Source organism: Zoogloea sp. (assembly GCF_041908905.1).
Taxonomy (GTDB): domain Bacteria; phylum Pseudomonadota; class Gammaproteobacteria; order Burkholderiales; family Rhodocyclaceae; genus Zoogloea.
Window position 1 is genome coordinate 47,194 of the sequence record NZ_JAYREK010000002.1, and the last position, 24,102, is coordinate 71,295.

The 24,102-nt window shown below is 67.6% G+C and carries 19 protein-coding genes and 1 riboswitch; of the genes, 11 read left to right on the plus strand and 8 right to left on the minus strand.

Translation table 11 applies throughout. The features are described 5' to 3' along the window. Positions 1 to 812 precede the first annotated feature (812 nt). Positions 813 to 2,009, minus strand: a complete 1,197-nt coding sequence (locus ACE3OU_RS02080) for a Fic family protein (protein WP_374239870.1) — start codon at positions 2,007 to 2,009, stop codon at positions 813 to 815. Between the two features lie 499 nt (positions 2,010 to 2,508). On the opposite strand from ACE3OU_RS02080, the gene ACE3OU_RS02085 reads away from it, so the two are divergent. From ACE3OU_RS02085 to ACE3OU_RS02095, 3 genes are all read left to right on the plus strand, one after another. Then, positions 2,509 to 3,321 (plus strand): ABC transporter substrate-binding protein, encoded by an 813-nt coding sequence (locus ACE3OU_RS02085; RefSeq protein WP_374239871.1) that lies wholly within the window; start codon positions 2,509 to 2,511, stop codon positions 3,319 to 3,321. A gap of 360 nt (positions 3,322 to 3,681) precedes the next feature. After that, the gene (locus ACE3OU_RS02090; RefSeq protein ID WP_374239872.1) at positions 3,682 to 4,080 is read left to right on the plus strand and encodes a hypothetical protein; all 399 of its coding nucleotides are present in this window, start codon (positions 3,682 to 3,684) and stop codon (positions 4,078 to 4,080) included. 102 nt (positions 4,081 to 4,182) lie between these two features. Next, positions 4,183 to 4,587 carry a hypothetical protein gene (locus ACE3OU_RS02095; protein WP_374239873.1) on the plus strand — a complete coding sequence of 135 codons (405 nt, stop codon included), beginning with the start codon at positions 4,183 to 4,185 and terminating at the stop codon, positions 4,585 to 4,587. 14 nt (positions 4,588 to 4,601) lie between these two features. Here ACE3OU_RS02095 and ACE3OU_RS02100 read toward each other — a convergent pair whose 3' ends face one another. From ACE3OU_RS02100 to ACE3OU_RS02115, 4 genes are all read right to left on the minus strand, one after another. After that, entirely contained in the window at positions 4,602 to 6,650 is a 2,049-nt protein-coding gene (locus ACE3OU_RS02100) for a DUF945 family protein (protein WP_374239874.1), read from the minus strand. A 134-nt stretch (positions 6,651 to 6,784) separates the two neighbouring features. Continuing rightward, positions 6,785 to 6,871, minus strand: a riboswitch (cyclic di-GMP riboswitch). 103 nt (positions 6,872 to 6,974) lie between these two features. After that, positions 6,975 to 10,637 (minus strand): response regulator, encoded by a 3,663-nt coding sequence (locus ACE3OU_RS02105; protein WP_374239875.1) that lies wholly within the window; start codon positions 10,635 to 10,637, stop codon positions 6,975 to 6,977. A gap of 106 nt (positions 10,638 to 10,743) precedes the next feature. After that, positions 10,744 to 11,853, minus strand: coding sequence for a two-component system response regulator (locus ACE3OU_RS02110; protein ID WP_374239876.1), 1,110 nt, complete (start codon positions 11,851 to 11,853; stop codon positions 10,744 to 10,746). 26 nt (positions 11,854 to 11,879) lie between these two features. After that, positions 11,880 to 16,262, minus strand: coding sequence for a response regulator (locus ACE3OU_RS02115; protein WP_374239877.1), 4,383 nt, complete (start codon positions 16,260 to 16,262; stop codon positions 11,880 to 11,882). A 420-nt stretch (positions 16,263 to 16,682) separates the two neighbouring features. Between ACE3OU_RS02115 and ACE3OU_RS02120 the strand changes: the two genes are divergently transcribed. After that, positions 16,683 to 16,970: a putative quinol monooxygenase gene (locus ACE3OU_RS02120; protein ID WP_374239878.1), complete on the plus strand. Its 288-nt coding sequence runs from the start codon at positions 16,683 to 16,685 to the stop codon at positions 16,968 to 16,970. A gap of 157 nt (positions 16,971 to 17,127) precedes the next feature. Further along, positions 17,128 to 17,316, plus strand: coding sequence for a hypothetical protein (locus ACE3OU_RS02125; RefSeq protein ID WP_374239879.1), 189 nt, complete (start codon positions 17,128 to 17,130; stop codon positions 17,314 to 17,316). Positions 17,317 to 17,351: 35 nt separating this feature from the next. Here the strand turns inward: ACE3OU_RS02125 and ACE3OU_RS02130 are convergent, their stop codons facing one another. The 3 genes from ACE3OU_RS02130 to ACE3OU_RS02140 form a co-directional block, all read right to left on the minus strand. After that, on the minus strand, positions 17,352 to 18,554 hold the full coding sequence (locus ACE3OU_RS02130; protein ID WP_374239880.1) for an ammonium transporter: 1,203 nt from the start codon (positions 18,552 to 18,554) through the stop codon (positions 17,352 to 17,354). Positions 18,555 to 18,622: 68 nt separating this feature from the next. Next, entirely contained in the window at positions 18,623 to 19,486 is an 864-nt protein-coding gene (locus tag ACE3OU_RS02135; RefSeq protein ID WP_374239881.1) for a ferredoxin--NADP reductase, read from the minus strand. A 476-nt stretch (positions 19,487 to 19,962) separates the two neighbouring features. Further along, positions 19,963 to 20,439, minus strand: a complete 477-nt coding sequence (locus tag ACE3OU_RS02140) for a hypothetical protein (protein WP_374239882.1) — start codon at positions 20,437 to 20,439, stop codon at positions 19,963 to 19,965. A 373-nt stretch (positions 20,440 to 20,812) separates the two neighbouring features. Here ACE3OU_RS02140 and ACE3OU_RS02145 point away from each other — a divergent pair, with 373 nt between their 5' ends. From ACE3OU_RS02145 to moaA, 6 genes are all read left to right on the plus strand, one after another. Next, positions 20,813 to 21,256 (plus strand): prepilin-type N-terminal cleavage/methylation domain-containing protein, encoded by a 444-nt coding sequence (locus ACE3OU_RS02145; protein ID WP_374239883.1) that lies wholly within the window; start codon positions 20,813 to 20,815, stop codon positions 21,254 to 21,256. Between the two features lie 297 nt (positions 21,257 to 21,553). Next, positions 21,554 to 21,820 (plus strand): BrnT family toxin, encoded by a 267-nt coding sequence (locus ACE3OU_RS02150; RefSeq protein ID WP_374239884.1) that lies wholly within the window; start codon positions 21,554 to 21,556, stop codon positions 21,818 to 21,820. After that, on the plus strand, positions 21,807 to 22,094 hold the full coding sequence (locus ACE3OU_RS02155; RefSeq protein WP_374239885.1) for a BrnA antitoxin family protein: 288 nt from the start codon (positions 21,807 to 21,809) through the stop codon (positions 22,092 to 22,094). Before ACE3OU_RS02150 ends, ACE3OU_RS02155 begins: the two co-directional genes overlap by 14 nt. A gap of 64 nt (positions 22,095 to 22,158) precedes the next feature. Then, positions 22,159 to 22,410 (plus strand): type II toxin-antitoxin system VapB family antitoxin, encoded by a 252-nt coding sequence (locus ACE3OU_RS02160; protein ID WP_374239886.1) that lies wholly within the window; start codon positions 22,159 to 22,161, stop codon positions 22,408 to 22,410. Further along, entirely contained in the window at positions 22,407 to 22,787 is a 381-nt protein-coding gene (locus tag ACE3OU_RS02165; RefSeq protein ID WP_374239887.1) for a type II toxin-antitoxin system VapC family toxin, read from the plus strand. The genes ACE3OU_RS02160 and ACE3OU_RS02165 overlap by 4 nt, the downstream gene beginning before the upstream one ends. Before the next feature lie 226 nt (positions 22,788 to 23,013). Next, positions 23,014 to 24,102 carry a GTP 3',8-cyclase MoaA gene (gene moaA, locus ACE3OU_RS02170; RefSeq protein ID WP_374239888.1) on the plus strand — a complete coding sequence of 363 codons (1,089 nt, stop codon included), beginning with the start codon at positions 23,014 to 23,016 and terminating at the stop codon, positions 24,100 to 24,102.

Below are 24,102 nucleotides of genomic sequence, written 5' to 3' on the forward strand. Positions count from 1 at the left end.
GCCCCCTTCCAACTGCATGCCCCCGCTATCTGCCACAGTCTCACCGTCGCGCGGAGCCGGGAAACACAGACTCTTCAACGCACTCCCCGCCTTGAGACCGGCAAGGACCGGCCCTTCGGCGGATTCCGAGCGGCCGATCGCCCTTGGTGTCAATTTCGACAAGGGGGTCTATGTAGTACGCCAATTGACACCACCCTTGCCAGCTCTCCGTTCTGCCGCCATCCCCCCCTGCCCCTGACAAGACCACTCCATCGGCGCCAACTTGAGCCCGGCGCAGGATCAAAGAACCTGCGCCGGGTGTCCCGATCGTTAATCCCCTGCGAGTCTGGCTCGCTGGGGTGACCTTGAAGACGTTAAGGCTGCAGGTGGAGCTTGTGGAAGCGTTGCTGGAGAACCTGCTGACCGAGGCGGAAGGAGCCAGTGGACCGCGTTCCTTGTGAGCTGCTGCTGGTCGGCCATCGCGGTCATTCGGCCCGCTGGCGAGTTCAGTCAGCAATACATCTTTAAGCGGATCCAAAACGTCCAACCGGGCTGGGTTGCAGCATTTTCGGTCAGCGAACTCAACCGACTGTGTCGAGCCGTCTGCGGACCAGCAAAAATCTTAAAGCCCGACCCGACTACTCTGGCGTAGCCAATTAATTAAGAATCCATATCAAAACTGCCCGTTTTATCGCTAGTCACAGACAGAATGATGGATGTCGCCGACGCGACATCCATCATCAGTTTTCCGACACGACATACTTCTGATAATGCCCATTTCCTGAACCACTTCCGCAACGCGATAGCCCTCGCTCTGCAGACACGTGGCCGAGTCACTTTGGGCTGTCGTTCAGCTCATACCCGGTACTCCGCCCGCCTCCAGCCATCTTCCGAAGCACTCCGCGGGCCAGCAGCTCATTGATGTCCCGCAGCGCCGTGTCCGCCGAGCACTTGCAGATTGCCGCCCACTTGCTGCTGGTGAGCTTTCCATCGAAGCCATCCAGCAGCCGGTTGAGCACCTTGACCTGGCGCTCGTTGAGCGGAGTAGCCGCCCACCGCTGCCAGAATCGGGCCTTGGTCAGCACGGCATCGAGGGTATGATGGGCTTGATCCAGCGCGCGGTGAAGGCTGTCGAGGAACCACGCGAGCCAACCCGTGACATCCATATCGCCTTTCTGGATTCGCTCGAGAATCTCGTAGTAAGCCTTCCGGTCCCGCTGGATCTGCGCCGAGAGGCTGTAAAAGCGTTGTGGGCTGCCGTCCGCTCGGGCGAGTAACAGGTCGCCTATGGCTCTGGCGATCCGGCCATTGCCATCGTCAAACGGGTGCAGCGTGACGAACCACAGGTGCCCCAACCCTGCCTTGAGAAGAGGCGGAATATCAGTGTCGGCGTTGAGCCAGTCGAGAAAGCAGACCATCTCCAGAGGCAGACACTCGGCTGGCGGCGCTTCAAAGTGAACCTTCTGCCGACCCATCGGCCCTGAAATCACCTGCATCGGCCCCGTCGCATCGTCCCGCCAAGCCGCAACCTTGATCCGCGCCATCCCCGAATACCCAGTCGGAAACAGCGCCGCATGCCACCCGAACAGGCGTTCTTCAGTCACCGACCGCTGGCAGTTGGCGGTTGCATCCAGCACCATCTCGACCACGCCCTCGACGTGGCGATCGACCGGCGCCAGGGCCCCGATATCCACACCGAGACGACGCGCGATGCTCGAGCGGACAGAGGCGACGTTGAGGTGCTCACCTTCGATCTCGCTGGTCTTTACAACGTCGTCGGTGAGCGCCAACAGACTTGCCTGATCTCGCATCGTTGCACCGACATCGACCAGCCGCCCGAGGAGAAGGCCCTGAGCCCGACTGACTTCTGCAAGCGAGCGAGCCAACGCCGTGAGGTCGTAACGCCACTGTGGCCAGTCGGGGGCCTGCCAGATATAAAGATAATCACCGTAATTCATGCGGTGATTATCAACCGCTTTCACCGCACCGGCAAGCCAATCGCCGCGCGAAACGCGGCGATTGATACACATATTGTCCGCGAAACCTGGACGAACGACTCTCCTTGCAAACCAATCCAGGTTAGTGCTCCAGCACCCGAGTTCCAGCTTGCAAGCTGGATTCAAAAACAAAAAAGTTCTTTTTTTCAATGGACTGTTAATCCGTAGGTCCCTGGTTCGAGCCCAGGTCGAGGAGCCAAGACAAGCAAGCAGAAAAGCCAATCCGCGAGGGTTGGCTTTTTTGTTGTCGATTGGCGATCCTGGAGGGGTACGGCAACGGAAGGCGAAATCAAGCGCTCCACACCCAGGCACAAGAAGGCATTGGTGATGGCGATCCCGCAAGGAAAGACGACGAAGGCAGCAGTCAGCCGCGCGTGGGCTCTCCCCCCGACCAGGATCAAGACCTGGACCGACATGTTGTCTGCCGTCGAGCCGGGTGTCGATCGAGGGCTGCAACTACGCGATCTCGTCCTCAGGCAAGGCGGGGCGTCAGGGCCAACAACGGTGCCGCCCGATACGTCATACTGCCGCCATGACCAAACGCCGACTCCCCTCCCGCATCGTTTGCCTGACCACCGAAACCGTCGAGGTGCTGTACGCCCTCGGCGAGGAGGCACGCATAGTCGGAATTACCGGCTACACCGTCATCCCGCCCCGTGCGCGCAAGGAAAAGCCCAAGGTGTTCGCTTTCTCCAGCGGCGACCTTGAGAAGATCCTCGCCGTCCAGCCCGATCTGGTGTTGGGCTTTTCCGACATGCAGGCCGAGGTCGCCCGTGATCTCATCAAGGCCGGGGTGGCGGTACATGTGTTCAACCAGCGCAGCATCGACGGCATCCTGGCGATGATTGAAACCGTCGGCCGACTGGTGGGAGCGGAGGACCAAGCCCTTTCCCTCGTTGCGGAGCTCGAGGCCACGATCGATACCGTGCGGGCCCAGGCGGCACTGCTGCCGCGTCGGCCGCGGGTCTATTTCGAGGAGTGGGACGAGCCGCAGATCAGTGCGGTGCGGTGGGTGTCCGAGCTCATCGGGATTGCTGGCGGCGATGACATCTTCGCCGAGCGCGCCTGCCACCCGGCGGCAGCCCAGCGCATCCTCGCCGATCCGCTGGAGGTGGTGCGCCGGGCGCCCGACCTCATCGTGGGCTCCTGGTGCGGCAAACGCTTCCGCCCCGAGCACGTAGCCGGCCGTGCAGGCTGGGCAGAGGTGCCTGCGGTGCGCGATGGAGAAATGCATGAGCTCAAGTCGGCGCTGATCCTGTCACCCGGTCCGGTCGCGATCCGCGAGGGGCTGCCGGCACTGGCGGCCATCATTGCGCGCTGGGCGGCGCGTACGTCGACGGAATGACACACCAGCCCCCGCCTTCCCCCAGTGGGTGAAGACCAGGGGCATCTCACCTTCATCAAAAGCCAATCCGCGAGGGTTGGTTTTTTGTTGTCCGAACGCCTCCCCAAGCAAGACCCTCGCCAAGAAACGTCCGCCCCCGTCGTCGATCGCAGCCCACTGGTGAATGCCGCCCTACCCGATGCGAACCGGGCTGCGGCCTCGGGCTTTATCTTGGGGTCAGGCGAAGGCTGCCGCCACGCGCCCCCACAGACGAACAATCAAATTTATGTTTTTTGGTAAAAATAACATTTTCTTTGAAATTTACTGATCCAAGCCCTAGGATTGGACTGTAGAGGTACGTTCGCATAGAGGAGTCTCGTCATGGTCGCGGATATTTACGGTGTGATGTCGCAGGCCAGCCTGCAAAGGCTTGGCCCGTCCTTGTCCGCTCAAGCTTCGCAGCGCAACCCGCCGGCGTCGCCGAGTGGCAACGATGGTGCCGGCAGCCTGGTCAGCCTCAGCGAGCGGGCGAAGCGGATGTCCAGCGCCGAGGGTAAGGCGGAAATGCAGGCCCTGGCCGCACAGATCAAGGACGCACGGGCAACAGCCGATACCGGCAGTGCGGAAGGGAAAGCCCGCTTGCGTGCCGACATCCAGACCATGGTGGACGGTTACGGCAGCCAGCAGAAACCGGCGACGGCCGTCGACCCGGCGTCCCAGAGCCAGGGCATGCAGCAGGCTGCAGTGGCTTCGTATCTGGCCATGAGCCTCATGCGCTGAGCGACGCAGACCGGGCAGGCGGGACGGCTTGAGGACGCCCCGCCCAAGCAAGGCGTCGCGCATCGCGAGGCAACGGCTTGGTTGCGACCAAGGAGCCGGAGCATGAGCAGCGGTCTCGAGATTACCGGGGGTTCGGCTCTCTCCCAGGGCTTCGTCCAGCTTCAGCGCCAGCAGGCATTACGCCAGGCCCGGCAACTGGAGGTCCAGGCGGAAGCCCTGGCCTCCCAGGCTTCACGCGCCCGCCAGGAGGCCGATGCCGCCGACCGCCGCGCAGATGAGCTCGAGACCCGCGCGGGTGGCGTCCGCTCGGCAGCCCGTTCGGCCGGCCTCCGCAATGCCTCGGCCGAGGGCTTCGACCGGCTTGTGCAAAGAATCAACAACGGGGCCGCCACCTCCGTCCAGCCCGCCGCAGCGCCGGCGGCCGGCGGCGTGACCTACACCAGCACGGCCGGCACCAGCCCGGTGTTACAGGCCGGGGCCGGACAGATCATCAACGAGCTGGCCTGAAGCGGCGGCGCTCCTCAGCCCGCAGCGCTCAGCGCCAGACGCGGCTTGCGCCCCTCGGTCACCCACCCCAGCACGCTGGCGTACATGTCGGCGAGCGCCGGACGGCTGGCGCGCTCCTTGTCGGCGCGGTCGGCGTAGAAGGCGAGGGATTTCTCGCGGTTGGCGGACCACTGGTAGGCCACCCACAGCGCGGCCTGGCTCTCGTCCTTGCGACCGGCGAGGGCCAGCGCCTCGGCCAGCGGCGTCCAGGTGGAACTGCGACGGGGGTCGAGCTGCAGCGCGGCGGTCAGCACCTCGGCGGCCTCCTGGGGCTTGCCGGCCTTCACCAGCGCATAGCCGAGGTTGCCGGCAATCTCCACGTCGCGGGGGTTCTCCGCGAGTCCCTTGCGGAACAGTTCGGCGGCCCGCGCCGGGTCATCGGCCTTCAACGCCTCCAGCCCTTCGGTGTTCAGCTTGCGGGAGACCGGTCGGTTGCCGGGCGCCGGCTTGCCCAGCTCCTCGATGCGGGCGGCCAGCGCGAAGACGCCATTCACATCCTCCCGCGCGGCGGCGCCCAGAGTCTGGGCCAGACACTGGCGGGCCGACGTGCAGGCGGCGGCGAGCGGCGCCGCAGGGGCGGCTGCGGGCGCAGCCATCGGAGCAGCAGCAACGGGGGCCGGCGCGGCTGCGGGAGCTTCGGCGGGAGCGGCCGGCGCGGCGGGCGCCTCCAGTTCCTCCTCGAACAGCACCGGCGCGGGCGCAGCCGGCTCGGCGCGCGGCAGGTTGCGGGCCAGCCGCGGCGCGTCGAGGAAGGCGTTCAGCGCGAGATCGGCGTTGGCGAGGCTGGCCTGCACGACACTGCCGTCGAAGATCCGGCCGTTGGTGCGCAGCACCCCCTCAGCGTACTCGAAGCTGCCCTTCAGGCTGCCGTCCTTCTCCTGGATGAAACCGGCGGCGAGCGCGTTCTGGCGCTTCTGCGCGTCGAGCGCCTCGCCCTTCACCAGCAGCTCGCCGCTGGCGCGGAACAGCTGGGCCAGCGAGATCGGCCCGGTGGCCGACGGCGCCTTGCGCGCCTCGAGGATCAGCTTGCCTTCGAGGCTGCCCTTGCCCACCGACCCGGCGAGCTTGGGCACGCCAACGGAGAAGCCCTGGGTCAGCAGGGTGCGCAGCGCCTTGCGGAAGGCCTGATCCTCGTCGGCGGTCATGTTCTGCATGCCGCAGGTGTCGCCGGCGAGGCGGCTGAGGGTTTCGACGCTCCGCTTGTCGAGGTCGCGGATGGCGATCTCCAGGCTCAGGTCGCGCATCGTCTCGCCGCCGAAGGCGGCCATGCGCAGGCTCTCCGTCACCTGGGCGTTGAGACGTTCGCCCTCTTCCGTCACCAGGGTGGCGTGGCGGAAGCCCTCGGCGGTGCCGTGGCTGGTGGAGATGCGCTCGATCGACAGGGAGGTGGAGCCGGTGCCGAGGTGACGGTCCTTCAGGTCGAGGTCGAGGACGATCTTGCCCAGTTCGAGGGCCTCGCCGTGGCCGCGGGAGAGCAGCTTGTCCACACCCCAGCTGACCGCCAGCGCGCTCTTGCCGATGGTCACGCTGCCGCTCGACGGGGCGATGGTGAGCTTCTGGCCGCCCCGGTCCATCGCCAGCTCGGGCAGCGCCATGGCCGAACGGAAATCACCGCCGAAGCTTACCCCGCCGTTGCCCTGCAGCCTGAGGCTGGGCCCGAAGACCTCGGCCAGCGCCACAGCAAGCTCGCCGGTGGGCCTGGCGCTCCAGGTCACGCGCAGCGGCGCGGTGGGCAGGATCAGGTTGGCGATGCCGTATTCGACCTCGAAGGCGGCGCCAGGCTCGCCCTCGTCGCCGGCGCACTGGTTGACCACCTCCAGCCCGAAGGAGCCGGTGGCCGAGAGCAGGCCGGCGTTGTGCTGGAGGTTGCGCACCCGCACGCCGGTCTCCGACGACGGCCGGGCTGCGAAGGCGCGGATCTCGCGCTCCGCCACGCTGCCGGCATACATGCTGGCGCCGAACCAGCCGGCCAGCACGACGCTGACACCGCCCACCGCCAGGATTTTCTTGTTGCCATTGCCCATTTCGATCTCCCGCCGTTGGACGGCGACTGGTTTGAACGAAACGGAGCAGACACCCGGACGGCCGGACCGACAGCGGCACAGGAAGGAAGGGAATGCCCACGGAAAACCCGACGCGGGCGCGAACGCACCGGCGCTGAGGCAACCCGGCCATCCTTTCTGCATGCAGGTTAGGATCCGAAGCTTTGCGTCCGGGGCTCTCACCCCGTTTGCCTTTATCTCGTAAGCAAATGATAACGCGGCCGCCGGCGCCGGGACTGACTTATGTCACAGGCGGGGCAATCAAAGCGCATCCCCGGGATATGGCAGACGGCCACGCCGGCATGCTCAGCGCCCGGCCACGATGCCCCGCCGGGCAAGCCCCTGACGGAGCACCTCCGAGGCGGCGGCAAAGTCGCAGTGCTGGACGGCCCAGGTGAGCTCGCGCTGGGCATCGCCGAGCAGGCTGGCCAGCAGCGGCGCATTGTCGGCGAGCACCTGATGGCAGGCGAAGTCGTCCTCGTCGAACATCTCCAGCAGCACGCGGCAGACCTCCCCGGCCCGCCCGGTGTCGAGCTCCTCTGCCACCGCGCCCGCGGGGTCGGCGACCGGCGCCCCGTCGGCGGCGCTCCGCGGCCTGATCCACCGCACCAGCCGGGCGGCGATTTCCGCATGGTCGATGGGCTTGGCGATGAAATCGTTCATCCCGGCCTCGAAACAGCGCGCCCTGTCCTCGGACATCGCGCTGGCGGTCATCGCGAGGATGGGCAGGCCGTCGAAACGTGGGTCGCGGCGGATCTCCCGCGTGGTGGCGATGCCGTCCATCACCGGCATCTGCATATCCATCAGCACGAGATCGAACGCACCGGCCCTGACCTTGTCCAGGGCGGCCGCGCCGTCGGCGGCGACATCCACCTCGAGGCCGGCGTCGGTCAGGATGGCCCGCGCCACCTCCTGGTTCACTTCGTTGTCCTCGACCAGCAGCACCCGCGCGCCGGAAAGCGCCGCCAGGTCGGGCTCCACGGGCCCGGCAGACGGGCCGGCTGGCACCGCGCCGCCGGCCCCCAGCACGCGCCGCAGCGCATCCCGCAGCGGCGACACTCCCACCGGCTTGACGAGCACGCCCGCGATGCCCGACGCCGCCGCCTGCGCGGCGGCGCTGCGGTGGTCGATGACGTCCGCCAGCAGCAGGCACGGCGGCGCTCCGGGCTGCAGGCGATCGATCTCGCGGGCGGCAGCGATGCCGTCCAGCCCGGGCATCCGCCAGTCGAGCAGAACCACCGCATGGGCCAGCGGACCGCCCCGGGTGCGGCGGACCTCATCGATCGCCGCGGCCCCCGAGCCGACCGCGGTGACGGTGAGGCCCTGGCGGCCGAGCATGTCGCCGAGGGCGCGGCGGGCCGCCGCGTTGTCGTCGGCGAGCAGCACCCGCGCCGCCGGCAGCGGTCCGACGGCCCCCGCCCCGGCCACCTCCCCCGCCTCGAGGCGCGCGGTGAACCAGAAGGTCGAGCCGACGCCCAGGGTGCTTTCGACGCCCACCATACCGCCCATCAACCCCGCCAGCCGCTTGGTGATCGCCAGGCCAAGGCCGGTGCCGCCGTATTTGCGGGTGATCGACTGGTCGGCCTGCTCGAAGCTGCGGAACAGCGACTGGCGCTGCCGCTCGTCGAGGCCGATGCCCGTGTCCCGCACCGAGAAGCGCAGCGTGACGGCCGCATCGTCGGGCGCTTCGACGCGGTCCACCCGCACTTCGATCTCGCCCTGGGTGGTGAACTTCAGCGCATTGTTGGCGTAGTTCAGCAACGCCTGGCGCAGGCGCAGGGGGTCGCCCTTCAGCCGCGCGGGCACGGCGTCGCCCTGCCCCACCACCAGCTCGATGCCCTTCTCGGCGGCGCGCTCGGCGAGGAGCTCCGTCACCTCGGCGAGCAGCTGGTCCACGTCGAAATCGATGTGTTCGAGATCCAGCTTGTCCGCCTCGATCTTGGACAGGTCCAGGATGTCGTTGATGAGGGCCAGCAGGTGGTGGCTGGAGGCCTGGATCTTCACCAGGAACTCCTGCAGCCGCGCCGACGGGTCGGCCTTGAGGGCGAGGTGGGTCAGGCCGACGATGGCGTTCATCGGGGTGCGGATCTCGTGGCTCATCACCGCCAGGAAATTGCTCTTGAGGCGCGTCGCCGCCTCGGCGGCCTCCTTCGCCTCGCGGAGGTCGAGCTCCAGCTGCTTGCGGGCGGTGAGATCGACGTGGGTGCCGGCGGCGCGCAGGGGCCTGCCGTCCGCCCCGCGGGCGACGACCTTGCCGCGGCTCAGGATCCACTTGTAGCTGCCGTCCTTGCAGCGCATCCGGAACTCGACCTCGTGGGCGCCGCGGCTGTCGAGCTCGGCCCGCACGCGGGCCGGCACGCTGTCACGCTCGTCGGGATGCAGCAGCGCCACCCAGCCCCCCTCGGGATTGGCGGGCAGCTCGTCCGGCGCGTAGCCGAGCATCCGGGCGTAGGCCGGGTTGACGTGGCTGCCGCCGGTCTGCAGATCCCAGTCCCACAGCCCGTCGCTGGCCGCATCGAGCGCGTAGGCATAGCGCTCTTCGCTCAGCCGCAGCTGCTCCGACTTGTCGGCGAGCTCGCGGGTGCGCGCCTCGACCAGTTGCTCGAGATTCTGGCGGTGGGCCTCGAGCTCCATCTCGAGGCGCTTGTAGGCGGTGACGTCGATGGAAATGCCGCACAGGGCGTAGATCCCGCCGTTCGCGTGGCGCAGCGGCAGCTTCACCGTCTTCAGGATCTTGTCGAGCGTGCCGTCCGGGTGGTGGAACACGTCCTCGGTGACGATCCGCTCCCCGTCCTCGATCACCCGGCGGTCGTCGCTCCGCATGTGGGCGGCCTGGGCGGAGCCGAAGAAATCGGCGTCGTCGCGCCCGACGACCCCCTGCGGCGAGCTGCCCATGATCTCGCAGGCGAAGCGGTTGGCGAAGAGGTAACGGTAGCCGGAATCCTTGATGTAGATGCAGCCCTCGACCCCGTCGAGGATGGTCCTCAGGCGGTCTTCACTGTCGCGCAGGCGGGCCTGTTCGTCCCTGAGGGCGGTCGTCCGGCGGGCCACCACCGCCCGCACGGTCTGCAGCCAGATCGCCATCAGCACCAGCACCCCCAGCAGGCCGGCGATCACGTAGCCGCTGAAGCGGATGTAGAGCGGCTCGTCCATGCGCCGGACAGCGCTGCCCATCCACTTTTCGACGATCCGTTGCTGCTCGGCCCTGTCGATGCGCTGAAAGCCGTCGGCGATGCGGTCGCGCAGCGCCTCGTTGCCCTTGCGCACCGCCCAGCCGCTCTGGACGACATAGACCGGCAGCGAATGGCGGAACTCGCCGGCCTGGCCCGCCTGGTTGAGGAAGTAATTGCCCGCCGCCTCGGGGGCGCAGAACACGCGGACCTCGCCCCGCAGCGCGGCGGCCACGAGGGCCTGGGTACCCGGGTAGGCCCGGATGTCCGTCACGCCGGCCTCGCGGAGCTTCTCGGCGCACAGGTTGCCCTGGATCACCCCGACCACGAAACCGCGGGCGGTCTTCGCGTCGACGATGCCCGCGATGCTCTCGTGAAAATACAGCAGCCCCTTCATTTCCGTGAGGTGCCGGCCAAAGACGAAGCGTTGCCTGCGGGCCTCGGTCTCGACAAAGAGGTCGATCACGTCGGCCTCCCCGGCGTCGATGCGGGCCAGCGCGACGGGCCAGCTCGAAGCCAGGTATTTCACCTCGATGCCGGTGCGTACCGACCAGAGATCCCACAGATCCTTCTGCATGCCGCGCAGCTCGCCCGAGGCGTCGCGGAACAGCATCGGCGGAAAGTCGCCGTCGGCGGCGATGGTGATGGACGTCGGCGGCCCGGACGGCCCCGCGACGCCGAGGGCCGGCAGGATGGCCCCCAGCAGGCACCCGAGCATCAGGGCCAGCCGCCCCAGGCCGTGGCGCCAGGTAGCGGCACGGCCCGGAGAGGCTTGCGGATCTGCATCCCATCCGATCACGACGGACCTCCATGCCTGTTGGAAGCGTGCGAGACCTCACTCCGACACCCTCGCACCCGCCCCGGGCTTCCGGCGGGGGCGCCGACTGGGCGGTATTGTGCGCCGCTTAGTCCCGGGCGTCTGCAAAACGCAGCGCGATGGCCTTGAACTCGTCCTGGATCGCCAGGAAGGCATCGACGACATCCGGGTCGAAATGGGCGTCGCGCCCCTCGGCGATGATCGCGGCGGCCTCCTCGTGGGGCATCCCGGCCTTGTAGATGCGCTGGCTGATGAGGGCGTCGTACACGTCGGCCACCGCCATCAGCCGTGCCGACACCGGGATCGCCTCGCCCGCGAGCCCCTGCGGATAGCCGGAGCCGTCCCATTTTTCCTGGTGCGACTGGGCGATGTCCTTGCTCATCGACAGGAAATCCACCTTCATGCCGAGCAGCTGCTCGGCGTGCTCGATGGCCTGCCGGCCCAGGGTGGTGTGGGTCTTCATGATCTCGAACTCGTCGGGCGTCAGCCGCCCGGGCTTGAGCAGGATCGCATCGGGGATGCCCACCTTGCCGATGTCGTGCAGCGGCGCCGACTTGAACAGCATGTCGATGTAGCGCGGGGTTAGCAGCGCGGCGAAGCGCGGGTGGGCCTGCAGGCGGCGGGCCAGAGCCTGGACGTAGAACTGGGTGCGGCGGATGTGGTTGCCGGTCTCGGAGTCGCGGGTTTCGGCGAGGGAGGCCAGGGTGTGGATCGTGACGTCCTGGATCGCCTGGATCTCCCGGGTCCGCTTGTCCACCTCGGCCTCGAGGAAGGCGCTCTTGTCGCGCAGGAAGTCGGTGTGCGCCTTGAGCGCCAGGTGGGTCCTGACCCGCGCCAGCAGCACCGGCGGGTTGAAGGGCTTGGTGACGTAGTCGACGGCCCCCGCCTCCAGCCCGGCCCGCTCCGACTCGGCGTCGGTGCGGGCGGTGAGGAAGATCACCGGGATGTCCCGGGTGGCGGGCTGCTGCTTGAGCTGCCGGCAGACCTCGTAGCCATCCATCCCGGGCATCATGATGTCGAGCAGGATGAGGTCGGGAGCCGGGCTGGCCGCGGCGATCTTCAGCGCCTTCTCGCCGCTGTTGGCGAGCTTGACCTTGTAGGGGCCGCTCAGCAGGGCGTTGAGGAGCGTGAGGTTGTCCGCCGTGTCGTCGACGGCCAGCAGCGTGGGTTTGGGGAGCATGTCGTGGGGAGTTTCCATCGTTGCGTTCCGGCGTGGGTGGCCCGTCAGGGGCTGGGCCAGAGGGCGCGGCACTCGCGCAGGGCGTCGCGGGCGAGGTCGAAATCGAAGTCGGCCAGCGCTGCCGAAACGGCTTTGGCCTGGGCCGGGCACAGCGCCGCGAACCGCCCGGCGTGGGCCTCCCAGAGGGTGACGGCGGCGCCGTCGGACTGGCCCAGCAGCTCGTCGAGCTGCGCCGCCACCGCCGCCAGCGCCGCGACGTCGGCCTCACCACCCGCCGGCGGGGCCGCTGGCGCGTCGCCCTCCAGGTTGGCCAGGCCGTCGATGACCGGCTGGAGCCGGGCGATCACCTCGGCGAGCAGGGCCTCCCGCGCCTCGGCCGGCGCCTGCTCGCGGCAGGCGGTCTCGAGGCGCCGGGCAGCCTGCTGCAGGGCGTGGGCGCCGATGGTGCCGGCGGTGGATTTGAGGGTGTGGGCGCAGCGCTCCTGGCCGGCCGGATCGGCCTCGCCGCCAGCCTGGGCGAAGCGTTCGGCGAAGTCGGCCTGCCCGGCCCGGAAACGCAGCAGCAGCTTGCGGTACAGGCGACGGTCGTTCTGGGCGATGGTCAGCCCCGCCGCGGTGTCGACACCGGCCAGCGGCGGCAGCCCGGCGTCGGCCTCGGGCGCCCCCGCCGGCGCGGAGGCCGGCTGGCCGCGGCGCGGCGCGGGGTGTATCCAGCGCGCCATGGTGGCGAACATCACCCCCACGTCGAGGGGCTTGGCGATGTGGTCGTTCATCCCGGCGTCGAGCACCTTCTGCTGGTCGCCGGCCATCGCGTTGGCAGTCATCGCCAGCACCGGGAGGTGCTGCAGCGCCGGGGTGGCGCGGATCTCGCGGGTGGCGGTGTAGCCGTCCATCACCGGCATCTGGCAGTCCATCAGCACGCCGTCGAAATCGCGGTCACCGGCCAGGATGTCGAGGGCCTCGCGGCCGTTGTCGGCCACCGCCACCTCGAGGCCGGCGCGGGTGAGCAGCTCGACCGCCAGCTCCTGGTTCATGTCGTTGTCCTCGACCAGCAGCACCCGGGCCCCGCGCAAGCGGGCCACCGCCGCCTCGCAATTGTCGATGCGGCGCGTCACGTGGGTCTCGGCCATGATGCCCTTGTCGAGGGCGCTGCCGATGGCCTCCAGCAGCGTCGATGGCGAGGTCGGCTTGTTGAGGACTTCCCTCACCTTGACGCCCCGCTGCTCGATCTGGCTCTGCACGCCGTCGCGGCCATAGGCGGTCACCATCACCATCGCCGGGATGGACACCGGGTATTCGGCCTCGACCCGGCTGACCGTCTCGACGCCGTCCATGCCGGGCATCTTCCAGTCGAGCAGGAGCAGGTCGTAAGGCCGCTGGGCGGCCACCGCGGCGGAGATCTTCTCGAGGGCCTCGGCGCCGCTGGCGACCACGTCGGTCTCGAGGCCGAAGGAGCGGGTCATGCCGGCGAGGATCTCGCGGGCGGTGGCGTTGTCGTCCACCACCAGCACGCGCACCCCGCGCAGCTCGTCGGCGTAGAACATGCGGCGCGGGTAGGGGGTCTTCTGCACGCCGAAGCGCGCCTTGAAGTGGAAGGTCGAACCGCGCCCGGGCGCGCTGTCGACCCACAGCTGGCCGCCCATCATCTCGACCAGGTTCTTCGAGATCGCCAGGCCCAGCCCGGTGCCGCCGTAGCGGCGGGTGGTCGAGGTGTCGGCCTGCTGGAAGGCCTCGAACAGGTGGGCGCACTGCTCGGCGTCCATGCCGATGCCCGTGTCGCGCACCCAGAAGTGCAGCTCCGCCCGCTCCTCGTCCGCCGCGAGGGCCTCGACGCCGATCACGACCTCGCCCTTTTCGGTGAACTTGACCGCGTTATTGCCGAGGTTGATCAGCACCTGGCCCAGCCGCAGCGGGTCGCCGACCAGGGCGGTGGGCAGGTCGGGCTTGACGTCGAAGAGCAGCTCGAGGCCCTTCTCCTCGGTCTTGAGGGTGATCAGGTTGGCGAGGTTGTCCATCACGTCCTCGAGCCGGAACTCGATAGCCTCCATCGCCAGCTTGCCGGCCTCGATCTTGGAGAAGTCCAGGATGTCGTTGATGATCCCCAGCAGGTTCTGCCCCGCCCGCTCCACCTTCTCGAGGTAGTTGCGCTGCTGGCGGTCGAGCCGGGTCTGCAGGGCCAGGTGGGTCATGCCGATGATCGCGTTCATCGGCGTGCGGATCTCGTGGCTCATGTTGGCCAGGAACTCCGACTTCATGCGCGTGGCCTCCTCGGCCTCGTGGCGGGCGCGCTTGATGACCTCGGTGGCCTGCCGCTCGTAGGAGACGTCCTCCATCAGCCACACCACGCCCTCCGCCGGGTCGAGGGGGTCGACGGCGCTGCCGGTGATGTGGCACAGGAAGGTCGAGCCGTCCTTGCGCTGCAGTTCCAGATCGCCCTGGTAGGTCTCGCCGCGCTCGATCAGCGGGTAGGCGGCGGCGCCGATGGCCTCGTAGTGGGCGTCGTCCAGGTGCAGGATCCGCGAGGGCTGGCCGATCACCTCCTCGGCAGCGTAGCCGAACAGCTTCAGGAAGGCCGGGTTGGCGCGCACGATGGTCCGCGCCCTGAAGAGCACGATGCCCATGCGGGCCGACTCCAGCAGGGCCGTCTGCTCCCGGTTGACCTTGTGCAGCGCCTCGGCCGCCGCCTTGCGCTCGCTGATGTCGAGAATCGCCGCGAAGACGCTGTTGCAATGGCCTTCGACGGCCGGCAGGCGGTCGAGGATCAGCTCGAGGGGGATCAGGCGGCCGTCCTTGTGGCGCCCCACCACCTCCCGGACCAGGATGCCTTCGTCCCGGTGGCCACGGTCGTGGATGAAGCCGTCGCGCAGGGCCACGTGGCGCTCGCGCATCTCCATCGGCAGCAGGGTCTCGACGAACTGCCCCTCCAGCTCGGGGCGGGTGTAGCCCAGGACGCGCTCCATCGCCTTGTTGCACAGGGTGATGGCGCCCCGCTCGTCCACCACCAGCATGCCCACCGGCGCCGACTCGATGATGTTGCGGTACCAGGCCTCGGTGGCCTGGATCTGGCGCTGCTGGCTGGCCAGGTCGTCCGCCTGCTGGGCCAGCTTGTCGGTCTGCTGCTGGAGGGTCTGGGCCTGGCGCTGGGTCTGGGCCAGCAGGTCCTGGGTGTGGAGGTTGCGCTGCAGCACCATCAGGCGCGGGGTGATGGTGTCGGACAGCTCCCGCACCAGCGCCCACTGCCGGTCGTCGGGCGCGCCGAACATCGCCAGCTCCAGCACCCCCACCACCAGCTCGCCGTCCTTGAGGGGCACCAGCACCAGCACCGACGGCGCCTTCTCGCCCAGGCCCGAGGCCACCAGCAGGTAATCGGGGGGCAAGCCGCGCACCACCCGCGGCACGCCGTCGCGGGCCGCCTGGCCGAGCACGCCGTCGCCCGGCATGAAACGGCGCCCGCGCAGCGCCGGCTCCTTGATCCCCCAGCCGCCACAAAAACTGCAGACGCCAGCCTCGCACAGGTAGAGCGCCGCCACGCCGCCCCCGAACATCGGAACCAGGCGGGCAAACAGGTGCTGGGCGAAGTCGCCCAGGGTCTCGGCACGCTGCAGGGCGACGCCGATGTCGGCCACCCCGGTGCGCACCCAGCGCTGCCGGGCCGCCTCGGCCGTGGAGGTGCGGTAGCGGTCGAGGGCGCGGGCGAGGTCGCCGATCTCGCTCTGGTTGTCCAGGTGGGCGATCTCGACCCCCAGGTTGCCGGCCGACATCTGCTCGGTGCTGGCGGTGAGCCCGATCAGGGGCATGATGAGGCGCCGCCGCATGAAGGCCAGGTAGCCCCACCAGAACAGCAGCAGGTTGGCGATCAGCAGCACCAGCGCGGCGTTGGAAGCCAGCGCGGCCTCGCGGGTCAGCCGGGCGATGTCGTCGTCGAGCCGCTGCAGCAGCGCCGCGTTGAGCGCCTCGACGGCCTCGAACTGGCCGGCGACCACCTGGCTGAACTCCGGCCCCGCCACCATCCCGGAGGCCCGGGCGAGCTGGCCGCCCTGGACGGCCTCGACGATCTGCGTCGCCAGGGCCAGATAGGCGTTGTAGCGCTCCTGCAGGCGCTGCAGGCTCAGGCGCTCCTGCTGCTCGAGGCGGACGGCCCGCAGCAGCCCGAGCGCCGCCTCCCGCTCGAAGCCCATGCTCACCTCGGTCTGGAACTGGCTCCGGGCGGCCAGATCTCCGGTGGTGGCATAACGGTGCAGGGCGCTGTTGGTCTTGTACAGGCTCTGCAGGATGCGCTCCAGGCTGTGGGACACCTCGGTCTTGCGGCTGTCGGCCTGCAGGCGCGCGTCGAAGTAATGCAGCGACAGGGCGTAGGAGCCGAGCGTCAGGGCAGAGAACAGGGCGCTCAGCGCAATGAGCCAACGATGAACGCGCAGAATCGACATGGGGAGCCGCCCTTCCATGAACCACGCGGCCCCGCTGGCTGCGCGACGACGGCGGTTCGTTTCATGAATACACAATCAAGCCGTGGGTCTACGGCAGGCCCGCGGCCGTACTGGAGGTAATTTTCCACACTTTGTGACAAATGCGACGCCGGGCAATGGCCCCGGCACGCCGCAGGAGCGGAGACGCAGACGCGCAGCGGCACGCCGGCACGCTCGCATTCCCCCCGATGGCCGCGCCGGCCGGAAGGAGAACGGGCGGAATTCGCGACACCGGCCCCGGGCGGCGCGATGCGTCGGCATACGCCACGCCGGCCTCCGCCAGGCATCTGGATCCTACCCCCGGCGGCGGCGGCCGGCGGGCTGCTAGAATTACCCTCGCCTCCGGGCCAGCCAGGCCCGGAAACCACTGGAGAACGCCCCATGAGCATCCGCATCATCGCCCGCCTCATCGCCCGTCCCGACGCCATCGACGCCCTGCGCGCCGAGTGCCTCGCCATGCTCGAGCCGACCCGCAAGGAAGCCGGCTGCGTCCGCTACGAACTGCTCGCCAACATCGCCAACCCGGCCGAATTCACCTTCGTCGAGGAATGGGCCGACCAGGCCGCCATCGACGCCCACATGGCCACCCCCCACCTCAAGGGCCTCGTCGCCAACACCCAGGCCCTGCTCGCCGAGCCCCTCGACGTGCGCCTGTACACCCTGGCCTGAGGCCCCCCGGGCGCCCCCGACGACGGGCGGGGTCGTGCCACGGCCGCCGCGGCATCACACGCCTGCAGCCTTGCCGTCGCCGGGCTGTCATCCAGGGCCCCTAGGATCGGCATCAACGCCGGCTACGGCCGGCCGCGACAACGCCCTGGAGCCGCCCATGCACATCGTCGAAGCAACCCTCAGGCAAGCCTGGCAACGCCTCTTCGGTCCCGAGATCACCGCCTTCGTGGTGGATGACGAATGGCCCTCCCTGCTGTTCGTGCCCGATCTCAGCGCCAGCCCCGTCGACACCAGCGAAAACGCCGCCTGGCCCGAGGACGGGACCGAGGCGGCGCTGGCGGCCTGACGCCACCCGTCGTCGGGGTGGCCGGGCGGATCCGCTTACCAGTGGGTTTCCCGGTCCGGGGTCGCGGTGATCTTGTGGATCGTCAGGTCGGCGCCCTCGAACTCCTCCTCCGCATCGAGGCGGATGCCCACCAGGGTCTTCAGCGTGCCATACACGATGGTGCCGCCGGCCAGCGCCACCACCACCGCCGCCACCGTGCCGATGAGCTGGGCCGCCAGGCTCACGCCCCCCATCCCGCCGAGCGCCTGGCTGCCGAAGATACCCGCCGCCAGCCCGCCCCACACGCCGCACAGCCCGTGCAGCGGCCACACGCCCAGCACGTCGTCGATCTTCCAGCGGTTCTGGGTGATGGTGAACAGGCGCACGAACAGCCCGCCGGCGATCAGGCCGGTGAGCAGCGCCCCCACCGGGTGCATCAGGTCGGAGCCCGCGCACACCGCCACCAGGCCGGCCAGCGGGCCGTTGTGGATGAAGCCCGGGTCGTTCTTGCCCAGCACCATCGCCGCCAGGGTGCCGCCCACCATCGCCATCAGCGAGTTGAGGGCCACCAGCCCGCTCACCTTGTCGAGGGTCTGCGCCGACATCACGTTGAAGCCGAACCAGCCCACCGTCAGGATCCACGCCCCCAGGGCCAGGAAGGGGATGTTGGACGGCGGGTGGGCCGCCACGTGGCCCTCCCTGGTGTAGCGACCGCGTCGCGCCCCCAGCAACAGCACCGCCGGCAGGGCGATCCAGCCGCCCATCGCATGCACCACCACCGAACCGGCGAAATCATGGAACTTGGCGCCGAAGGTGGCCTCCAGCCAGGGCTGCAGGCCAAAGTTGTCGTTCCAGGCGATGCCTTCGAAGAAGGGATACACGAAGCCCACCAGCATCAGCGTAGCGACGCTCTGGGGGTGGAACTTGGCCCGCTCGGCGATGCCGCCCGAGATGATCGCCGGGATCGCCGCGGCAAACGTGAGCAGGAAGAAGAACTTCACCATCTCATAGCCGCTCTTCTGGGACAGCACCTCGGCGCTGGCGAAGAAGTTGGCCCCGTAGGCGATGGTGTAGCCGATGAAGAAATAGGCGATGGCCGATACGCAGAAATCGGTGAGGATCTTCACCAGGGCATTGACCTGGTTCTTCTTGCGTACCGTCCCCACCTCGAGAAAGGCAAAGCCTGCGTGCATGGCCAGCACCATGATGGCACCGAGCAGGACGAAGACTACATTGCTGGCGTGACTGACTTGCTCCATTTTGGGCTCCAGATTTGGTGCTCCGCCCATCGCAAGTGCCGCGCCAGTTAACGCAAAACAGAAAACCTTTACAAGTCAGTTATTTGAAAATCGTGGTCGGTGGATTTCTGCACCATCCGCGTGCGCCGCCGTACCCGCCGCACCAAAAGCGTGCTCAGCCACCAGGCGTTCTCCACCGCAATCTGCGCCGGCGCCGCCAGCCGGCTGAGGCGAAAACCCCGCTCCATCAGCGCCTGGTGGCAGTCGCGCACCATCTCGGGGCTACCGCAGATCATCACCCGCGACTCCTCCAGGCCAAGGGGCAGGCCCACCGCCGCCTCCAGCTGCCCGCTGCGGATCAGCGCCGGGAGGCGCGCCTGCAGCGCACCGGCCAGCGCCTCCCGGGTAACCACCGGCTGGTAGATCAGCTTGTGGCCGTGCTCGGCCCACAGCGGGTGCGCCCGCAGCGCCGCGATCTCGTCGCGGTAGGCCAGGTCGGCCGCCTCCCGCGCGCCATGCACCAGAATGAGCCGCTCGAAGCGCTGCCAGGTGGTTTCGTCCTGCAGGATCGACAGGTAGGGCGCGAGGCCGGTGCCCGTCGCCAGCATCCACAGGTCGCGGCCGTCGGCAAAGCGGTTGGTGGTGAAGAAACCATTCGGCTTGCGCTCAATCAGCACGCTGTCGCCCGGCTGCAGCCCGACGAGCTGCGAGGTGAAGGCCCCGCCCGGCACCACGATCGAGTAGAACTCCAGATACTCGTCCCAGCTCGCCGAGGCCATCGAATACGCCCGCCACACCGGCACCCCGTCCGGCGTCTTCAGCCCCAGCCGCGCAAACTGCCCCGGCACGAAGCGGAACCCCGGCTCCCGCTCGAGCCGGAACGACAACAAACGCGGGCTCCAGCGCCGCATCCACAGGATGCGGGCCGGGACGAATCTGTCCTCGTGATCCATCTGCTCCTCCTTTGCCCGGGCACCGTCATCCATGGAGGTGCGCCCGGTGATGAACGGGCAGCCCGACTCACCGCCAGGCAGCCAATCGCTCGGCCTCGACTTTGCGGGCCAAGGCCACAGCGCCCCTGAGATTCAAGCGCAATAAGGCTCCCCGTTCGCTTTTCGATGTCTTCACTGTAGCCTATCTCGACCTTCCGAGCCTCGCGTTCGACCCTCCGAGCCTCGACAGCCATCCTCCGAAGCTCGAACACGACCTCCCGAAGGTCGAACTGGACCTCCTGAACCTCGAACACGACCTTCCGAACGTCGAACACGACCCTCCGAACCCCGAACTGGACCCTCCGACCGTCGAGCTCGACCTTCCGAACGTCAAGCTCGACCCTTTGGACCTCGAACTCGACCCTCCGAGCGTCGAGCCCCATCCAGCCCATGCCCCGGCCGAGCTGCGGCGGCTCGGGGCGCGGGCCGGGCGGGCGTCAGGCGGAGGCGTCGCCGTCGGGCTTGCGGGGTTTCGGGTTGCCCTTGAAGAGCGGGCTGGCCTGCATCTTCAGCTCGTCGAGCATCGCCCCCGAGCCGGTGGCCTTCGCGAAGCGATAGCCGTCCAGCGCCGCCTTGTAGAGATCGCTGCCGAGGGCCATCTCGGTGTCCTGCACCCGCGAGACCAGCATGCGCAGGCGGGACAGCAGCGGGCGCACCTGATCGATCGCCACCCGGTCCTCGCGGACCGCGTCGAGGTTGAAATCGGCCGGGAGCGCGCCCGGGTTGCGCTCCATCACCTCGATGGTCGCGCGGCAGAAGACCTCGGTCCGCGGGCCGAGCTTGAGCAGCTCGCGGCGCTGCTCGACGGACAGCTCGACAAAGTCGTCGAGCTGCTGCTCGAGGGCCGTGACGGCGGCGTCGATCGCGGAGAAACGGTTGGGGTCGATGCGAAGGGAGATCAGGTTCTGGGACATTCCGGGCAAGCTCCAGGTGGATGACATCAGGTTGAAAGAGCGCCCCGTCGGGGCAACCGGGATTGTAGCCGGGGCGGCCCAAAAAATACCATTTCGATAACCATTGCAAATCACCCGGATCACCCGGCCGGGTTCGCGACGGGCCATACGCGCCGCTGCGGCTGCCCCATTTCGTCAGCGCGGGTGACGAAAATTGTCACCCCATCGGGCTGCCACCGCGCCCGCCAAATCGAAACCGGCTCAGGAAAGAAAGCCAGGCCCTTGTATTAAAAACAATTTTGGATTGCCGGCAATTTCTGGCACGCCGATTGCATTATCCTTCCCGTCGGGCATCCGCCCCGCCCATCATTTAAACCAATCCTTGGAGCCTTCCATGAAGAAACAGTCCGGTTTCACCCTGATCGAACTCATGATCGTTGTCGCCATCATCGGCATCCTGGCCGCGATCGCTGTTCCGCAGTACCAGAACTACACAAAGAAGGCCCGTTTCACTGAAGTCATGCAAGCGACTCAGACCCGTAAGATCGAGGTCGAAGGCTGCATTCAACAAACCAGTGACAACACTGCAGCGGAGTGCGATGGCGGCAAAAACGGCATCTCAGCTGACATTAACTCCGGTTTCTCGAACGTTGTCGACAAAATCGTGGTTGAGAATGGCGTGATTACCGCAACGCCGAAGGCAGCGAATGGCATCGCCGCTACCGATACGCTGATCCTTACGCCGAAGGCAGATGCTAACCGTATTTTCTGGGAAGTCAGTGGCGGTTGTGTTGCTGCGAAGCTTTGCACTGAATCGAAAATCGCTGCTGCTCCGTAACACTCCGAGGAACTCCGCGGCAAGCGCTGATAGCGATGTCTTGACCTAAAAGCAGCAAGCCTAGGTCGGGTTAGCCCACAGGGCGTAACCCGACAAAACTCTGCCGCAGAAGAGCAAGCGTAGGTCGGGTTAGCCCAGAGGGCGTAACCCGAAAGGAGGGGCCGTCTTCGAGACTCATAGGCGGCATTCTACGAGCCGCTGAAAGGGACAGGCTGGTGTCCAAACAGGGTGGCGGCGGTTGATTTGTATGCACAAAAATCCTTGACTTCCCGCTTTCGCGTGCATACATTAATTTACATGGAAATTACCTACGACCCCGCCAAGGACACTACCAACATTGCCAAGCACGACGTATCGCTTGCGTTGGCGGCTGAATTGGAGTGGGAATCGGCGGTGGTCTGGCCCGATGTCCGGCGCGAGTATGGCGAGACGCGCATGGCCGCCATTGGCTACATCGGGCTACGTTTGTACCACGTGGCCTTTGTAGACCGCGCCGAAGGGCGACGTATCATCAGCCTGCGCAAGGCCAATCAGCGAGAGGTGAAACGCTATGCCGAAGCTTAAGCCGGGAACCCTCATTCCCACCCCGGAAGAAGACGCTGCCATCACGGCGGCGGCCATGTCCGACCCGGACGCCACCCCCTACACCGATACGGAATGGGAAGCGGTCAAGCCGACGCTCAAGCGCGGCAGGCCGCTGGCGGCCGTGACCAAGGAGCGAATCACCATCCGTCTGTCACCGGAGGTTGTGCAGGCTTTCCGCGCCTCGGGCGAAGGATGGCAAACTCGTGTCGATGCCGCACTGAAGGACTGGCTCAAGACCCATTCCCCGGCGTAATCCAGACTGTGCAGCCCATCGTCGGGAATGAAGCCCTCGTGCGGGGCACATGCGACTTGTCGAGATGCTTCATCTGATTCAATACTGCATCAAACCTGAAAGGGAGCGCATGAGGACCACGGTCACGATCGATGATGAGTTGTACGAGAAAGCCCTGGCTGTCGCGGATCCCACGATGGACAAGGGGGATCTGTTTCGTGAAGCCATCAAGACCTTTGTGCGTGTCCAGGCGGCCAAACGCCTCGCCGCCCTGGGCGGAAAAACGCCGGACATGCAGGACATCCCGCGGCGGCGTGCGGACCCAACGGCTCAATGAGCGCTCTCATCGACACCTCGGTCTGGGTGGACCACTTCCGTCGCCGCAATGATCGACTGGTCGAGCTCATCGTGATGGATCAAGCGCTCACCCATCCCTTGATCGTAGGCGAACTGGCCTGTGGTACGCCGCCCGCGCCTCGCCTCCAGACGCTCGCCGACATCGCGCTGCTGCAAGCTGCCACCCCGGCAAGCGTGCCCGAAACGATGGACTTCATCGAGCGCGAAAAGCTCTATGGACTCGGCTGCGGCTGGGTGGACCTGACCTTGCTGGCCTCGACACTCATTACGCCCGGCGCCATCCTCTGGACGCTGGACAAGCGGCTGGCCGCCCTGGCGGAGCGGTTTGAAGTCGCGCTTCAGACCCCGTTTCATTAAGGCCGGGCGCAGCTTGCCGGCGTCTGGCGCGCCGGCCCTCGAAACTCTCATGGCCTTCCTGCAAAGCAGGTGAGATTATTCGCGGGACAGCGCAAGCTGGGCCACCCACGACCTCTTCAAGACGGATCTGCTGCCTTGGCCCGCCTGCGCCCGGCCTTATCCCACGACAAGCACAGCCGCGGCCGGCGGGTGTATAAAAGCGCTCCCGCTTCAATCTCCCCGGGACATGAACCAGAAAGTCATTCCCCTCGCCGACGAGCGTCAGCTGCGCCAGTTGCCGGCGATCCCCACCGCGTTGACGGCCCCCACCGGCCGGCTGGTGGACCGCCGCGGCCGCGCGGTGAAGGATCTGCGCATCTCGGTCACCGACCGCTGCAACTTCCGCTGCGTGTATTGCATGCCCAAGGCGGTGTTCGACGCCGATTACCGCTTTCTGCCGCGCCAGTCGCTGCTGAGCTTCGAGGAGATCACCCGCCTCGCCCGGCTGTTCGCCGCCCACGGGGTGAGCAAGATCCGCCTCACCGGTGGCGAGCCGCTGCTGCGGCGCGACCTCGAGAAGCTGGTTGCCGAGCTCGCCGCGATCCCCGGCCTGGAGCTGACCCTCACCACCAACGGCGTGCTGCTGCCCAGGAAGGCCGCCGCCCTCAAGGCCGCCGGCCTGGCGCGGGTGACGGTGAGCCTGGATTCCCTCGACGACGCCACCTTCCGGGCCATGAACGACATGGACGTGCCGGTCTCGGACGTGCTGGCCGGCATCGCCGCCGCCGAGGCCGCCGGCCTCGCGCCGCTCAAGATCAACATGGTGGTCAAGCGCGGCCTCAACGACCACGAGATCGTGGCCATGGCCCGCCACTTCCGCGGCAGCGGTCACATCCTGCGCTTCATCGAGTTCATGGACGTGGGCAGCTCGAACGGCTGGCGGATGGACGACGTGGTGCCCTCAGCCGAGGTGATCCGGCGCATCAGCGCCGTGTTCCCCCTCGAACCCATCGACCCCAACTATCCCGGCGAGGTCGCCGAGCGCTGGCGCTACACGGACGGCGGCGGCGAGATCGGCGTGATCTCGTCGGTCACCCAGGCCTTCTGTTCCAGCTGCACCCGGGCCCGCCTGTCCACCGAGGGCAGCCTGTACACCTGCCTGTTCGCCCAGCAGGGCCACGACCTGCGCAGCCTGCTGCGCCAGGGCTGCAGCGACGCCGAGCTGTCGGCGGTGATCGGCGAGCTGTGGCGGCAGCGGGACGACCGCTACTCCGAGATCCGCACCGCCGAGACGGCCGCGCTGCGCAAGATAGAGATGTCCTACATTGGCGGATGA